The organism is Geomicrobium sp. JCM 19038, assembly GCF_000698125.1.
In the GTDB taxonomy this organism is placed as follows: domain Bacteria; phylum Bacillota; class Bacilli; order Bacillales; family Marinococcaceae; genus Geomicrobium_A.
The window spans coordinates 176,446-190,540 of the sequence record NZ_BAXA01000001.1 but is presented as its reverse complement, the minus strand read 5'-3'; the positions used below and the strand labels follow the sequence as shown (position 1 = coordinate 190,540).

The 14,095-nt window shown below is 41.9% G+C and carries 17 protein-coding genes, 4 pseudogenes and 1 riboswitch; of the genes and pseudogenes, 6 read left to right on the top strand and 15 right to left on the bottom strand.

Going from position 1 to position 14,095, the window contains the following annotated elements; genetic code table 11:
* Positions 1–13: 13 nt before the first annotated feature.
* Positions 14–430, bottom strand: coding sequence for a transcriptional regulator MntR (mntR, locus tag JCM19038_RS01030; protein ID WP_042413600.1), 417 nt, complete (start codon positions 428–430; stop codon positions 14–16).
* A 273-nt stretch (positions 431–703) separates the two neighbouring features.
* On the opposite strand from mntR, the pseudogene dat reads away from it, so the two are divergent.
* Positions 704–1,485, top strand: a pseudogene (gene dat, locus JCM19038_RS25275) (D-amino-acid transaminase).
* Between the two features lie 220 nt (positions 1,486–1,705).
* On the opposite strand, the gene JCM19038_RS01020 reads toward dat, so the two are convergent.
* The gene (locus tag JCM19038_RS01020) at positions 1,706–2,542 is read right to left on the bottom strand and encodes a biotin/lipoate A/B protein ligase family protein (RefSeq protein WP_042413597.1); all 837 of its coding nucleotides are present in this window, start codon (positions 2,540–2,542) and stop codon (positions 1,706–1,708) included.
* Between the two features lie 136 nt (positions 2,543–2,678).
* Between JCM19038_RS01020 and JCM19038_RS01015 the strand changes: the two genes are divergently transcribed.
* Positions 2,679–3,074: a rhodanese-like domain-containing protein gene (locus JCM19038_RS01015; RefSeq protein WP_370543026.1), complete on the top strand. Its 396-nt coding sequence runs from the start codon at positions 2,679–2,681 to the stop codon at positions 3,072–3,074.
* A 134-nt stretch (positions 3,075–3,208) separates the two neighbouring features.
* A pseudogene (locus JCM19038_RS01010) lies at positions 3,209–3,435 on the top strand (DUF896 domain-containing protein).
* A 43-nt stretch (positions 3,436–3,478) separates the two neighbouring features.
* Here the strand turns inward: JCM19038_RS01010 and gcvPB are convergent.
* From gcvPB to gcvT, 3 genes and pseudogenes are all read right to left on the bottom strand, one after another.
* Positions 3,479–4,936: an aminomethyl-transferring glycine dehydrogenase subunit GcvPB gene (gene gcvPB / locus JCM19038_RS01005; RefSeq protein ID WP_042413594.1), complete on the bottom strand. Its 1,458-nt coding sequence runs from the start codon at positions 4,934–4,936 to the stop codon at positions 3,479–3,481.
* Positions 4,933–6,285, bottom strand: a complete 1,353-nt coding sequence (gene gcvPA, locus JCM19038_RS01000) for an aminomethyl-transferring glycine dehydrogenase subunit GcvPA (protein WP_042413591.1) — start codon at positions 6,283–6,285, stop codon at positions 4,933–4,935. Before gcvPA ends, gcvPB begins: the two co-directional genes overlap by 4 nt.
* A gap of 10 nt (positions 6,286–6,295) precedes the next feature.
* Positions 6,296–7,385: pseudogene (gene gcvT / locus JCM19038_RS00995) on the bottom strand (glycine cleavage system aminomethyltransferase GcvT).
* A 147-nt stretch (positions 7,386–7,532) separates the two neighbouring features.
* Positions 7,533–7,629, bottom strand: a riboswitch (glycine riboswitch).
* 155 nt (positions 7,630–7,784) lie between these two features.
* Between gcvT and JCM19038_RS00990 the strand changes: the two are divergent.
* Together JCM19038_RS00990 and JCM19038_RS00985 are read left to right on the top strand one after the other, a co-directional pair.
* Positions 7,785–9,403, top strand: a pseudogene (locus JCM19038_RS00990) (DEAD/DEAH box helicase).
* Between the two features lies 1 nt (position 9,404).
* Entirely contained in the window at positions 9,405–10,181 is a 777-nt protein-coding gene (locus JCM19038_RS00985; protein WP_042413587.1) for a YqhG family protein, read from the top strand.
* Between the two features lie 55 nt (positions 10,182–10,236).
* Here the strand turns inward: JCM19038_RS00985 and JCM19038_RS21480 are convergent, their stop codons facing one another.
* Entirely contained in the window at positions 10,237–10,404 is a 168-nt protein-coding gene (locus JCM19038_RS21480; protein WP_081831512.1) for a DUF2759 domain-containing protein, read from the bottom strand.
* 123 nt (positions 10,405–10,527) lie between these two features.
* Between JCM19038_RS21480 and JCM19038_RS00980 the strand changes: the two genes are divergently transcribed.
* Positions 10,528–11,163 carry an MBL fold metallo-hydrolase gene (locus JCM19038_RS00980; protein ID WP_042413584.1) on the top strand — a complete coding sequence of 212 codons (636 nt, stop codon included), beginning with the start codon at positions 10,528–10,530 and terminating at the stop codon, positions 11,161–11,163.
* 49 nt (positions 11,164–11,212) lie between these two features.
* Here the strand turns inward: JCM19038_RS00980 and JCM19038_RS00975 are convergent, their stop codons facing one another.
* The 9 genes from JCM19038_RS00975 to JCM19038_RS22545 form a co-directional block, all read right to left on the bottom strand.
* Entirely contained in the window at positions 11,213–11,455 is a 243-nt protein-coding gene (locus JCM19038_RS00975; protein WP_042359225.1) for a DUF2626 domain-containing protein, read from the bottom strand.
* Between the two features lie 94 nt (positions 11,456–11,549).
* Positions 11,550–11,780 carry a hypothetical protein gene (locus JCM19038_RS00970; RefSeq protein WP_042413581.1) on the bottom strand — a complete coding sequence of 77 codons (231 nt, stop codon included), beginning with the start codon at positions 11,778–11,780 and terminating at the stop codon, positions 11,550–11,552.
* A gap of 44 nt (positions 11,781–11,824) precedes the next feature.
* Positions 11,825–12,034: a hypothetical protein gene (locus JCM19038_RS00965; RefSeq protein WP_042413578.1), complete on the bottom strand. Its 210-nt coding sequence runs from the start codon at positions 12,032–12,034 to the stop codon at positions 11,825–11,827.
* A gap of 38 nt (positions 12,035–12,072) precedes the next feature.
* Positions 12,073–12,513, bottom strand: a complete 441-nt coding sequence (gene comGG, locus JCM19038_RS00960) for a competence type IV pilus minor pilin ComGG (protein ID WP_081831511.1) — start codon at positions 12,511–12,513, stop codon at positions 12,073–12,075.
* Positions 12,486–12,953, bottom strand: a complete 468-nt coding sequence (locus tag JCM19038_RS00955) for a competence type IV pilus minor pilin ComGF (protein WP_152549295.1) — start codon at positions 12,951–12,953, stop codon at positions 12,486–12,488. Before JCM19038_RS00955 ends, comGG begins: the two co-directional genes overlap by 28 nt.
* Complete coding sequence (locus JCM19038_RS00950) at positions 12,935–13,207, bottom strand: prepilin-type N-terminal cleavage/methylation domain-containing protein (protein ID WP_042413569.1); 273 nt, start codon at positions 13,205–13,207, stop codon at positions 12,935–12,937. The genes JCM19038_RS00955 and JCM19038_RS00950 overlap by 19 nt, the downstream gene beginning before the upstream one ends.
* Positions 13,173–13,640, bottom strand: coding sequence for a competence type IV pilus minor pilin ComGD (comGD, locus tag JCM19038_RS00945; RefSeq protein ID WP_042413566.1), 468 nt, complete (start codon positions 13,638–13,640; stop codon positions 13,173–13,175). Before comGD ends, JCM19038_RS00950 begins: the two co-directional genes overlap by 35 nt.
* Positions 13,618–13,947, bottom strand: a complete 330-nt coding sequence (comGC, locus tag JCM19038_RS00940) for a competence type IV pilus major pilin ComGC (RefSeq protein WP_042413562.1) — start codon at positions 13,945–13,947, stop codon at positions 13,618–13,620. The genes comGD and comGC overlap by 23 nt, the downstream gene beginning before the upstream one ends.
* Positions 13,944–14,084 (bottom strand): hypothetical protein, encoded by a 141-nt coding sequence (locus JCM19038_RS22545; protein ID WP_193745009.1) that lies wholly within the window; start codon positions 14,082–14,084, stop codon positions 13,944–13,946. Before JCM19038_RS22545 ends, comGC begins: the two co-directional genes overlap by 4 nt.
* Between the last annotated feature and the right edge of the window lie 11 nt (positions 14,085–14,095).

The window sequence follows — 14,095 nt, the reverse complement described above, 5'->3', positions numbered from 1 at the left end:
TTCCACCCCTTATCTATTCTTCTTCTTTATGATAGTTGTTTAGTGCGTTTAGACGCGCCGGATCGTCTTTGAAGTACTGAACAAGATCTCCTATGCGGTCAATCGCATCCCAACTAATATGATGCTCAATCCCTTCAACGTCTTGATAAATAAACGATTCATCGACACCAATCAACTGTAAAAATTCTTCTAACAACTCATGACGGTAGACGAGCCGCTTTCCAATTTTATTGCCTTTTGATGTTAGGATCAGTCCTCGATATTTTTCATAAACGACGTAACCACTTTTATCAAGTTTTTGTACCATTTTCGTTACAGAAGATGGATGCACTTCTAGTGTATCTGCGATATCAGACACCCGAGCATACCCTTTATCTTCAATCAATTGATAGATTCGTTCTAAATAGTCTTCCATGCTAGCTGTTGCCATCGTGTGTTCCCCCATTCAATTGCGTTCTGGGCACAACTCTTTTATCACATTCTTTATTGTACCGAATTGGCGCATGACAAACAACGACAGATTCAAGAAAAGCATCACTTCGAAAAGAAAGCAAATCGTGGTATGATAGAAGTCAGAATAATCGTGATGTGTTCTTCATTAGAGCACATATGAAAGGCGTGGAATCAGTTGAGTGAGAAAGTATTAATAAATGAACAACTCATTAATCGAGAAGAAGCTTCGTTTTCATTTGATGATCGCAGCATGTATTTTGGTGATGGTATTTACGAGGTAATTCGAATTTATGGAGGATTTCCGTTCCAAATGGAAATGCACATGCAACGCTTTCAACGAAGCGCTGAAGAATTGGACATCCCGTTTGATTACGATGTTAAGCAAAGCTTAACGAACTCCCTTCTAGAGCTGCTTAAAGAAAACGAATTAAACGAAGGAATCATTTACGTCCAACTTTCGCGAGGCTCCGCTGATCGTAACCATCTATATGAGCGCCATACTGAACCTTTGATCTTTGCATTCACAAAGCCAATGGAGCGACCACAACAAGCGATGTCTGAAGGAATTGCTACGTACTTAACCGAAGATGAACGCTGGCTACGTTGTGACATTAAAACGGTAAACTTACTAGCAATGTCATGGCCAAACGCAAAGCCGCTGATCACGACTGCCAAGAAGCCTTATTGCACCGTGGTGACTTAATGACTGAAGGCTCTTCATCGAATTTATTCATCATTAAAGGCGATGTTGTACAAACTCACCCTGCAAACAATTACATCTTAAATGGCATTACTCGCCAACTCGTTCTCGACTATATTGAAGAACACGGAAAATCCGTAGTCTTTGAACCCATTCAAGTCGAAGATATGAAGAACATTGATGAAGCCTTTATTACGAGTACGACAAGTGAGATTACTCCGATCGTTGAGTTTAGAGGTACCGTGCATCACAAATTAACGGTCGGACCATTAACGAAATCGTTACAAAAGCGTTTTAACGAAGACGTAGTCAAGACTGAACAAGGCGAGTAACGTAATATACATGCACTGAACAAGACAAAATCAAAGAACGAACGCCCAAACTTAAACGGGTGCTCGTTCTTTTTTGATAAACCATTAAGCTTTGATTGCCATAGTACGGTCCTTAGTTAAGGCATAAACCTGCTCTGGAAATGTTATTCTGCTTTCAAAATACTACATGCAGCTAAACGCTTTCTGAAATCACTTCAGAGTCGTACTAACCTTATTTTTATTATCTACGATACGTCCAGTCGTCTGATTGATAGCGCTCAATCGCTAACGATTCTACCTCTTGCTTTTGTTCTTCCGTTAACGTCATTGGTTCTAAATGAACGTCAAGGCCTTGCTCAAAGCCGACTTTAAAAGCTTCTCTCAATTGAGGGATGGTTACGTCAGTGCTTGTTAGGTCTTGAATGCTAACGGCTTTTTGAAGGAAACGCTTTTGCATCTGTTCTCGCATGCGGTCATCTTTGAACTTGAACACACTAAATAGTTGATCGACGTCAAACGCAAGCACAATTGCGCCGTGTTGTAAGATGACGCCTTTTTGACGCGTTTGCGCGCTTCCTGCTATTTTTTTCCCTTCAACAACAAGCTCGTACCAAGAAGGAGCATCAAAACAAACGGCAGATGTTGGGTTTTTCAATGCATCGGTATCTTCTTTCGTTTTCGGAATCGATAGATTCGCTTCTAATCCTAATTGTCTGAACCCTTCCAGCAATCCTTCTGAAATGACACGGTATGCTTCAGTTACTGTCTCAGGCATCTTAGGATGGTCTTCATTGACGATGACGCTATACGTCAATTCTTTGTCATGCAACACTGCACGTCCTCCAGTAGGACGGCGCACAATCCCTAGTTCATGTTCTTCTACTGCGGTAATATTGATTTCTTTATGTATCTTCTGAAAGTAGCCAAGAGAAAGAGATGCTGGATTCCATTCATAAAAGCGAATCACTGGTGGAATTTTCCCTTCGCTATGCCACTGCAACAATTTTTCATCTAAAGCCATGTTGTAAGACGGGGAACACGCACCTGACTCTAGAAAAAGCCATGTTTCTTTTTGCATACATTTCACCTCTCCAATCTTATTAAGTGTAGCAAAAGTAACACTTGTTTGCATCGGCGAAGACAACCTTTGCGTAACGTGCAGTTCCGACTTATAATAGAAAAGGATGTACTAGCTTTTCGTAGGGGGAACATACATGGATGTTATGAACGTGATCAGTTATATTTTATGGGGGCTATTAATTGGTTTCTTGATTGTTTTTTTGTTTAGAAGACTATCAACACCGAAATTCTTAAGCCCATTAACGCAAGATCAATTTATTCAAGGATACCGTAAATCCCAATTAATTGACGTGCGTGAACAAAGGGAATTCGATGGCGGCCACATTTTAGGCGCCCGGAATATTCCACTTTCCCAATTAAAACAACGTTTGTCTGAAGTTCGTCCTGACCAAGACGTGTATTTGTATGACCACTCTGGAGCAAGAAGCCGTCAAGCTGCTCGTATGATTAAGAAAAAGACGAACAACGATCGTCTTTTCTACTTAAAGGGTGGCTTTCGTAAATGGACAGGAAAAGTGAAGAAGAAATAAGCCAATGCCCTTTCATTCATTAGAAAGGGCATTTTATTGCAAACGTTACAAACAAATGATAAAATTATCTCTTTAAGTATGCATGTAATTACAATCGTTACGTATAAATGAAAGATCAATGGAAGGAGCACACGATGATTCCAATTATTGAACGCATTAACGAACTTGCCAAAAAGTCCAAAGAAATTGGCTTAACTGAGGATGAGCAGAACGAGCAAGCGAAACTTAGACAAGAATACCTCGCTATATTCGTGGCCAAGTAAAAGACACGATCTCTAATGTGACCGTCGTTGACGAAGAAGGTACAGATGTAACTCCTGAAAAATTAAAAAATGAACAAGAACGTCGACGTTCTCATTAAAACGAAGCACAAACTCAAACTGTGAGTTTGTGCTTCGTTTTTATTATTGCTCATGTTTTAAAATTGGCTTTCGTGCCGCTGTCGTTTCATCGAGTCTTGAAATAACAGTGTGATGCGGCGCTTCTAATACATAATCAGGGTTCTCTTCTACTTCTTTACTAATGGCAATCAAGGCGTCAGCAAATTCATCCAACGTTTCTTTCGACTCTGTCTCCGTCGGTTCAATCATCATGCACTCTTCTACATTTAATGGGAAGTACATCGTCGGTGGATGATACCCATAATCAAGCAGGCGTTTTGCAATATCCAATGCACGTACGCCTTGATCTTTTTGGCGTTTTGCTGACACGACAAATTCATGCTTGCAATATTGCGGGTACGGTACATCATAATACGGCTCAAGAAGCTTCATTAAATAGTTCGCGTTTAAAACCGCATCTTCAGATACTTGCTTTAAGCCTTCTGGACCCATTGTACGAATATAAGAATATGCACGTACGTTGATACCGAAGTTTCCATAAAACGGCTTGACACGGCCGATTGACTGTGGACGATCGTAATCCCACGTATATTGATCTTCTTTTTTAATAAGGAGTGGCTTTGGTAAAAATGGCACTAAATCTTCTTTAACTCCGACTGGTCCACTCCCAGGCCCACCGCCTCCGTGAGGGCCGGTGAACGTTTTATGCAAGTTCAAATGCACAACGTCAAAGCCCATATCACCAGGACGTGCTTTATCTAAAATAGCGTTAGAATTCGCTCCATCATAATACAATTTACCACCGGCACTGTGAATAATTTCAGCCATTTGCACGATGTCTTCTTCAAATAATCCGAGTGTATTTGGATTCGTGAGCATGAGTGCTGCCGTATCCTTACCAACAACTTCACGTAAATGTTCTAAGTCAACGAGACCTCGCTCATCCGTACGCACCGTCACAGAATCAAAACCAGCGACACTCGCCGATGCTGGGTTCGTACCGTGAGCCGAGTCAGGTACAATCACTTTTGTACGCTCAACATCACCATTAGCTTCATGGAACGCCCGGATCATCATTAATCCAGTCCATTCTCCTTGAGCACCTGCTGCTGATTGCAACGTCACTTCTTTCATCCCAGTCATTTCAGCTAATGACTCTTGCAATTCGTGCATCAATTCTAATGCCCCTTGCACTTGCTCTTCAGGCTGATACGGATGAATGTGAGACAAACCTGGCATTCTTGCGACGACTTCATTGACTTTCGGGTTGTATTTCATCGTACAAGAACCGAGAGGATAAAACCCAGAATCAACACCAAAATTCCGGTTAGAAAGCGCCGTATAATGGCGAACGAGTTGAAGCTCAGACACTTCTGGTAACTTTGCTTCTTCTTTTCGAATGTAGGAATCCTCAAGCAATTCTTCGACTGACACTTCAGGTACATCTAGTTCTGGAAGGGAATCGCCTTTACGACCTTTACGACTTAGTTCAAAAATAAGCGGTTGCTCTTTCGTTCTCATTTGCTCTCCTCCAATGCTTTAACGAATCGATCAATCTCTTCTTTAGTTCGCATCTCTGTTACACAAACGAGCATATGATTGACATTTGCTTGATCAAATCGACCAAGATCTAAGCCTCCAATAAATCCTTTATCGATGAGCTTTTTGTTTACATCAACAACGTTACTTCCGACATCAACAACAAATTCATTGAAATGAGGGCCTTCGTTGACGATCGTAAATCCAGCATTTTCAATTTGTTGTTTTGCATAATGCGCCTTTTTCAAATTGTGAACAGCAAGTTCCTTTAATCCGCTCTTTCCAAGTGCCGTCATCGCAACTGAACTACCAAGGGCATTTAACGCTTGGTTTGAACAAATATTCGATGTTGCTTTGTCTCTTCGAATATGTTGTTCTCTCGCTTGTAACGTGAGCACAAACCCACGCGTTCCATCTTCATCAACTGTTTGCCCTACAAGACGACCAGGTACTTTTCGCATTAACGCTTTTTTCGTTGCAAAGTAGCCACAGTGAGGTCCGCCGTACTGACTAGGAATACCAAATGGCTGTGTATCCCCAACTACAACGTCTGCTCCAAACGCTCCTGGTGGTGTTAACACACCTAATGCGAGAGGGTTGCTTTTTACAATCATCATCGCACCCGATTCATCACACGCCTCGCGAATCGCTTTTAAATCTTCAATTCCACCGTAGAAGTTCGGGTATTGTACGACGACCGCGCACACGTCATCATCAAGCTTTTCTTTTAGGTCACTTACGTCTGTCTTACCTTTCGATTCATTCACAGAAGCGACATTCAATCTTGGGCCTAATACATACGTATCAATCACATCACGTGCTTCTGGATGTACAGTGTCAGAGACGAGCACGCGTTGTTTTTTCATTTTGAGATGACCTGCAACCATTACGACCGCTTCAGCAAGAGCCGTATGACCGTCATACATAGAGGAATTCGCAAGGTCCATTCCTGTAATCTCTGCAATCATCGTCTGGAATTCAAAAATTGCTTGCAATTCACCTTGAGAAATTTCCGGTTGGTATGGCGTATAAGCAGTGTAGAATTCCGAACGAGAAATAACGGCATCAACGGTTGCTGGGATATGGTGATCGTAGACACCCGCTCCTAAAAACGACGGGAAATCCTTCGTTGACACATTTCGATTGCTTAACTCTGTAAAGTGCTTAAGTAAATCACGCTCTTTTAATGCTGGTTTAATAGTCATAGGTGCTGCCGGACGTACTTTTGTTGGAATATCCGCAAATAAATCGGCGACGTCGTTTGCCCCAACTACTTGCAACATTTCTTTACGATCTTCTTCAGTCATTGGTAAATAACGATGGTTTGACATGCTTTCCCTCCTAGCGTTTATAAAACGGTGTTTGGATGACTTTCGCTTCAACAATTCGCTTTCTTATGCCAACACGGACAGTCGTGTCAATGGCAGCGTAAGCTTCATCAAGTAGTGCAAGTCCTACATTCGTACCAAGTGTTGGCGATTGAGTACCACTTGTCACATGACCGATCATTTCTTCTCGTTCGTTGTACACAGGATAATCGGTTCTCGGTATGCCTTTGCCAATCATTTCAATGCCAACGAGTTGCGCTTAGCACCTTGTTCCTTTTCTTCTTGCAAGACTTTTTGACCAATAAACGGCTGAGTCTTTTTCGTTTTAACAGCAAACCCTAGCTTTGCTTCAAGTGGGCTAATTGAGTCTGACAATTCTTGACCGTATAATGCAAACGCGCCTCTAGTCGAAGTGTATCTCTTGCCCCGAGACCACAAGGAGTCACTTCTTGTTTAAGGAGTGCATCCCAAATCGTTTTCGCATCTTCTGATTTGCAATAAATTTCAAATCCATCTTCTCCGGTATACCCACTTCTTGAAATGATCGCAGATGTATTGAGAAGCTTCGATTCAGCTAAAAATTGAAAAAATCCAAGCTCGTTCAAAGGTTCAGAAACGAGTGATTGTAATACCTCTTCAGATTTCGGACCTTGCAACGCTAATAGTGCATAGTCATCAGAAACGTCTGTAATCGTCGTATTCGGTTTTTGATGTTTTTTGATCCACTCAATGTCTTTGTTTCGATTTGCTGCATTCGGGATCACGAGGTAACGTTCGTTATCAAAACAATAAACGAGTAAATCGTCAACCGTTCCACCTTGTTCTGTACACATGAGTGAGTATTGAGCTTTTCCCGGTGTTAGCTTTGATACATCATTTGTCATGACCGTTTGTAACGTCTCTAGTGCGCCCTCTCCTTCAACAAAAGCTTCGCCCATATGAGAGACATCAAAGAGCCCTACATGATTTCGAACGGCATAGTGCTCTTCTTTAATCGATGTATACTGAACGGGCATCTCCCATCCACCAAATGGCACCATTTTTGCGCCTAAGTCTACGTGTGCATCGTATAAAGCTGTACGCAAATTCGTCACGTTTGTCATCGCCTCCACAATTCTTTGATAAAAAAAGACAGAACTCTCCAACAATCGTTGAAAAGCTCTGTCCGTTGACCAGAAAGTTTCTTCCGATGATTCAATCATCGGTGTGTCTTCGTGGGTGGCTCATTACATGAGCACTCTCCAGAGTTGCGTCAAACAGAAGTACTTTTGCCTGAGAGATTCACACATGTCGTGCTTGCTCCTTCGGCGCCGCTTTGAAACTTGCGAACTCTCCCTCTGTCATCATCCGCCAATGATTCAGTTGTATAGAAAGCTTAGGAAAATTACATACTATGAAGTATGTTGCGACTACGAAATCTTTACTACTCGTACGTACTATATTGCTAGTTTAGCATCATGCTAACCGACTGCCAATGATTTTATCGTAAATGAGGAGAGTACATGTATATCGATATTGACTTTTCTACTGATTGGGAACAAGAATTTCAAAAGCGCCTCGACAACGACGGTCCATTCGCTTCTTGGGAAATGTTTAATTTAGCGTTCGAAGCAGAAGAACATCGTGCTGTGCCATCGTTTGATGGACTCGTTGCTCCATCATACTTACCGAACTTAACCCCGTACGAGCATCAATTAGAAACCGCTCGCCGGGTTGTGGAAGACATGAATGGCAAGGCTATATTAGCAGACGAAGTTGGTCTTGGAAAAACGATCGAAGCCGGACTCGTGCTGAAAGAATATATGATTCGTGGTCTCGTAAAAAAAGTATTAATCCTAGCACCCGCGTCACTAGTAAATCAATGGTCGAGCGAGTTAAACGAGAAATTCCACATCCCTGCCATCCCACAAAAAAAATCGTATGTTTGGGAACAAGCAGATGTTGTTGTCGCATCGATGGAAACGGCCAAAAGACAACCTCACCGTGACATCGTACTACAACAACCTTACGACATGATTATTATCGATGAAGCACACAAACTTAAAAACGCAAGCACAAAAAACTATGAATTTATCCGACAACTAAAAAAACGATTCTGCCTCCTACTCACAGCCACGCCTGTTCAAAATCGCATTGAAGAACTGTTTCATCTCGTCTCAATCTTAAAGCCTGGTCATTTAGCGATGAACAATCATTCAAACGCCAATACAAAGAAGACCAAAAAGACTTGAGTAACGACGACATTAAAACACTCGTTCAACACGTGATGGTCCGCAACCGCAGAGCAGATACGAAAATCGACTGGAAAAAGCGCAACGTAGAAAACTACATGGTCACATTTACGAACGAGGAAATTGACTTGTATGAAGAAGTGAAACGACTGAAAGACACGAACATGCACGGTTTATCACTGACGACACTTCTACGTGAAACGTGTTCAAGTAAACAAGCGTTAGGCGTCACACTGTCTAACATGTTAAAAAAAGGGTTTCTTAGTGAGGAACTCGTACAACCGTTAATTACAAAGATGCAACAAGCGAATCGAAATGCAAAAGCAGAGCACGTACTAAAGCAACTTCACGAAAGCAAAGAAAAAACGATTATCTTCACCGAGTACCGTGCTACTCAAGCGTATTTGCAGTGGTTTCTTCAACAGAACGGCATTAAGTCCGTTCCTTTTAGAGGAGGCTTTAAACGAAGCAAAAAAGATTGGATGCGCCAACTATTCCGCGACTATGCACAAGTAATGATCGCAACGGAAGCTGGCGGTGAAGGGCTTAACTTGCAGTTTTGTCACCATATGATTAACTACGACCTGCCGTGGAATCCGATGCGTGTCGAGCAACGAATTGGTCGAATCCATCGACTCGGTCAAGTTCACGAAGTACACATTACAAACTATGCCGTCGGCAATACGATCGAAGAGCGGATTCTAAGACTTCTTTACGAGAAAATTGAAATGTTTGAAGGCGTCATCGGACACCTCGATGACATCTTAGAACGCTCACAATCCACTAAGCTTGAAGACTACGTTCAAGATGCGCTCTCCGAAGACTCCGAAGTGATCGCGCAAGAAAAGCTTCAACAATTGTCAACGTATATGAAAAAAGGAGGTGCATAAGGTGAATCAAGCGAAAGTCCATCGTTACATTGAGCGCTACTTAACAACGTCAGGTGCACAATTTTTATCACGAAGTCCCGAAGACATTGAAGTACAACTGACACGTGAACTTGATGAAGAGTTAATGAATCGACCGTTTTATTGGCATTACCTTGATAAAACCGGAGCAACTCCGCAACCGATGCAAATGCGAATGACAACAAACGTCGAGAGCACAACTGGATTTGAGAAAATTCACTTCGGCTCACCAAGATTGCATCAGTTTTTCTCTTCTGCTTTAAATAAAGGAAGGTTTACGAGACTTTACGAGCAGACTGCTCCTCATTCTCGGACAGCACTATATCCTTGGCTCTGTTTAAACGTTCGTATTTCGTACACATGTCACCGTAGAAGAGATGAATTACGCTCATTTGGCGTCCAACTTATTAATGGTGAAACGGTAGATAACTTTATGGACGTCTTGCGTAAGCGTAATGTTCAATCGAGCATCCCAGAAATGGCATTTAAAATGGCTGGACTCATCCAACCGAAAAGTGCCGTCGCTCGCATTAAACAATACGTTCTAAAGGAACTTTCTTCAACAAAGCATGCGTGGGCAGACGAAGCTGTACGGCGTATGGAAGAGGATTTATTGCTTCTTGATCGTTTCTACCAAGATCAAGAAGCAAGTGATCAAGAAGCCTATCAGTTAGAGCAAATGGCAATCAAAGAACAATACCAACCAGCCATTGAACTCAACTTTATTAATGGCGGGGTGTTTTACCTTCAAAGTTCGTAAAAATAAAAAAGGCTGTTCACAACGTCATTGACATTGTGAACAGCCTTTTTGTTCGTTATGCTTCTGGAGCACCTGTAATTAGCGTCATGATCCCAAAGAATCCGAAAACGAGAATACTCGCTAGTGAAACCGCAACTCCAAGGAAGTTACGACGCTTTAATTCTCTAACTAATGCAATCGCTGAAAGAATCGCAACCGCTAATGTAATTGAACCCATTGCCATAATTCATTCTCTCCTTACAAAGAAGTTATCGTAAAGTTCAACACGTAAGAGCGCCATTCCTTTTCAAAAACAATGCGACTGTGTACAATAGCATTGAAATAGGAAAAGGAGTGGATTCATTAAATGAAATGGTCTCAAGTGCCCTTAGGGCCCCTGCAAACCAATGCTTATGTGCTTTACAATGAAAACCTAGAAGCTATCATCTTCGATCCTGGTGGGGACGGTGAAGCATTTGAAACGGCAATACGAAACGCTTCGTTACAACCGGTTGCCATCTTGCTTACACACGCACACTTTGATCATATCGGTGCGGTCGATCATATCCGAGAAGCGTTTAACATTCCCGTTTATATTCACGAAATCGAAGCAGATTGGCTAACAGACGATGAACTGAACCGTTCAAGTAACTTCCTAAACGGACAAGGGTTCACCGTAAAGGCAGCTGAGAAGCTGATCACAGATGAAGGAAACCTTCAAGTCGGTAATTTCGCATTTGACGTTTACCATACTCCAGGGCATTCACCAGGGAGTGTCTCTTATTATCATGCATCGTCAGGTACTGTGTTCTCTGGAGACGTGCTTTTCCAAGGAGGGATCGGCAGAACCGATCTTCCAGGTGGAAATCACGAAGAGCTCCTTTTAAGTATTCACGAGAAGTTGCTAGAACTTCCCGAAACGACAGAAGTAGCTCCAGGTCACGGACCAACTACAACAATTCAACAAGAAACGGAACAAAACCCGTTTTTAAACGGTCTATAGAACATTCGAAAAGGCGGCCAAAACCGCCTTTTATGTATGTTCATTTTGTTTAGTGGCCAAATGACGGTTCCATAATGAAAATCGAGTATACGGAAAACACAACCATAAACAGTGTTAAGTAAGCGCCAAAGATGTAAATGTAATTACGCTCTGACAAGTTCATAAAGCCTAATCCAACAAAAGCTGCCGTATTCGCAAAGAAAATAAGTGCCATTTCATACATGTTCCCGACGAAGAACAAGACAGCAAAGATCCCTGTCCAGAACCCCATAACACGGAACATCCGGCCCATTTCGTTGTTCATATTGTTCCCTCCTTGCTGCGAAACTCAAAAGATTGTCCATCTCGATACTCACATTATATATGAATTTTTGTGTCGTTGTAAATTACTTTTCCCTGCGGTTTGCCAAGATAAAACGTGTCGGCTGTTTTTTTCTTGCTTGACGGTACGAAATTTTCATTGCAGTCGGCACCATTCCAAACATTGTAAACAGCTTTACTTTCCTTTTCTTTCGCGTCTTTCTGCGCTCCCAATAACTTGTTTCATGCGAAAAAAAGTTCTCTAGCCCTTTTAGAAATGATTCAACTAGATATTTCAAATAAGGATTCGGGTTCATCTAGATCAACTCCTTTTCCTTATCATTGACGGTTTTGTGACGATTTATCCATACGTATTTACAGGTTCGATTGCCAAAATATTTTTCCGTAAAAATCGTCGATACGCTTGACTCTTAAAGCACCACGCATTTATTAAACGGTCGTCATACGTTTGAATACGTACGACTCGCTTCGTGAAATTACCACCTTCACTTTTGTAGATCATACAAAGCTTCTGACGTTTTACACACGATGTCTCGAGAATGGTTTGCAAAGACCTCCACCACCTTTTAAAGAACATTTGTTCTTATTTTATGCAAACGAAACGATTGTTAAACCTAAAAGACCTTCCAACTCGTGGTTGGAAGGTTCATAATCGTCTTCATTCGCTTCATCTTCTTCAACGTCGATTCGCATAATGTAAAACCGATGAACAAATGTCGTGTCGGCAGTCGTTTTCGATGTGAACACGACTTCATCGTAATCACTACTCGCCGCTTTTTGTGTATAACTCACTGTTCCAGAATCATAGCGATACGTGCCCGCTCGCTTGTCATCACCACGTTCAAACTGCCGCCACCACTCTTTTTTTGACTTCTCGATGAGCAGTGAGGCTTGCATATAATGCTGATACGACGTAACCATTTGTTTTTCTGTTAAAAAAAGAAGCGCTTGCGTTGCAACGAGCGCGCTGAACACAAAACACAACACGAGGATCAACGGCATTATAGCTCCCTTTTCACCGATAGCCATTCTCCTTTCTCGATGATCACGTCTGAAAGTGAAAGCGAATGACGCTCATTCTGAAGGGTAATTGTAATGACAACTCCTCTATTTACTCTGCGAACTTCAAAGCGCTCTAAAGCGTTCAACATAATCGTATGACCTTGATTGTTCACTCTCATAATCAGTTGGTTATTTTGCATTTGGATCGTTCGCACCGTCCCTTCAACATCCGTCATTTCTAAACGATGCGGGTTTGGAATGTCATAAGACACACTATAAAGACTTTCTTTTTGTAGTTGTTGAAATAATACGAGTAGCTCTTGACGTTGCTCACCTCGTTCACTTTGCGGAGGATGGATCGCGCCATAAAGTAGAGGGACGACATACAGAATTGAAAAGAAAATCATCATCGCGATCACCGTTTCAAGCAGTGTAAACCCTTGATTATTCATGGAAGTTCGAGACAAACGGATCGCTCCCTTTTACGCCAATGCTCCCAAGAAAGACACTGTACTTCACCATCGGTAAACGATTGATACATCGTTCCGGTCGCCTTTTCATCACTAATGAGCATGGATATGGCTTTAAATTCATGAGACACGTCGGCTCTCTCTTCATAAATCGCATGCAAAACTGGTACGATACTGGCACTTAAAATTGACAGCAACAACAACGCCGAGACAACTTCAATGAGTGTGAACCCTTGACTTTGATTTAACATAATAAAATCTCCCTGAACCGATCAAAAACACAAATCGATAATTGTGACGTTTTCCTTCAAATTGAAATGAGCCTGAATACCGTAAATTACCATTCGTTCGAAACATGATTTGATCCGGAGCCATCGTTAATCCCGCTGCCCGCATGTCTTCAGGAAATGGATGAGAACGGAGCACACGATCATCCATCTTCACTTCGTACAGTAACGCTTCTGTCTGAACGTGTACATGCACCGTCTGACTGTTCGCCATCGCCTGTTGCTGAGCAAAATACAAATCCGTGACGAATTGCTCGATAAAAGCATCTGTTGCTCGTTGTTTCATTAACTCCGTTGAAATAGCAACTGAGACGAACGCACAAATACTTACGATCAACAAGACAATCGCCATTTCAATGAGTGTAAAGCCTTCTTTACGAATTAGACGTTTTTGCACGCACAATACCGTTTACAATTTCTAACTCTGTCCCGTCTGAACACGTTGTTCGCTCGATATAGCCTGATAGATCATTCAATGTAATGTCTTCGGCCCTCTTCCCTGATTCCACTGAAAAACTACCGACTTGAGATTGAATGAGATCGACCGTTGCTTCACAACTTTTTGAATGTGCAACATCGCTATTTTTCACCATATTGGGAACCGCGACGAGCAACAAAATTGAAATAATCAGCAACACGATCATCATTTCAATAAGCGTAAACCCTTTTTGATCATGGTAAAAACGCCGGATTAGATTCATCATCGCTGTTCCCTCTCATACATGCGTTTCAGCAGCAGCTCTATGTCTAAACATTGCTGAATTTCAAGTCGATGCATCCGCTGTTCAAGTCGTTCAAGTGCATGCTCCACTTCGCTTCGCTTTTGTTCATTGATTAACATATTACCCTCCT

What these genes read in the sequence shown, in the direction of transcription:
- gcvPA (WP_042413591.1), bottom strand. Translation starts at nt 6,285, where the DNA reads ATGTCAAACCATCGTTATTTACCAATGACTGAAGAAGATCGTAAAGAA.
- gcvPB (WP_042413594.1), bottom strand. Translation starts at nt 4,936, where the DNA reads ATGAGAACGAAAGAGCAACCGCTTATTTTTGAACTAAGTCGTAAAGGT.
- comGC (WP_042413562.1), bottom strand. Translation starts at nt 13,947, where the DNA reads ATGATGAATCTAATCCGGCGTTTTTACCATGATCAAAAAGGGTTTACG.
- JCM19038_RS00950 (WP_042413569.1), bottom strand. Translation starts at nt 13,207, where the DNA reads ATGTTAAATCAAAGTCAAGGGTTCACACTCATTGAAGTTGTCTCGGCG.
- JCM19038_RS22545 (WP_193745009.1), bottom strand. Translation starts at nt 14,084, where the DNA reads ATGTTAATCAATGAACAAAAGCGAAGCGAAGTGGAGCATGCACTTGAA.
- JCM19038_RS21480 (WP_081831512.1), bottom strand. Translation starts at nt 10,404, where the DNA reads ATGGCAATGGGTTCAATTACATTAGCGGTTGCGATTCTTTCAGCGATT.
- JCM19038_RS00980 (WP_042413584.1), top strand. Translation starts at nt 10,528, where the DNA reads ATGAAATGGTCTCAAGTGCCCTTAGGGCCCCTGCAAACCAATGCTTAT.
- JCM19038_RS00970 (WP_042413581.1), bottom strand. Translation starts at nt 11,780, where the DNA reads ATGAACCCGAATCCTTATTTGAAATATCTAGTTGAATCATTTCTAAAA.
- comGG (WP_081831511.1), bottom strand. Translation starts at nt 12,513, where the DNA reads ATGGCTATCGGTGAAAAGGGAGCTATAATGCCGTTGATCCTCGTGTTG.
- JCM19038_RS01020 (WP_042413597.1), bottom strand. Translation starts at nt 2,542, where the DNA reads ATGCAAAAAGAAACATGGCTTTTTCTAGAGTCAGGTGCGTGTTCCCCG.
- JCM19038_RS00975 (WP_042359225.1), bottom strand. Translation starts at nt 11,455, where the DNA reads ATGGGCCGGATGTTCCGTGTTATGGGGTTCTGGACAGGGATCTTTGCT.
- JCM19038_RS01015 (WP_370543026.1), top strand. Translation starts at nt 2,679, where the DNA reads ATGGATGTTATGAACGTGATCAGTTATATTTTATGGGGGCTATTAATT.
- mntR (WP_042413600.1), bottom strand. Translation starts at nt 430, where the DNA reads ATGGCAACAGCTAGCATGGAAGACTATTTAGAACGAATCTATCAATTG.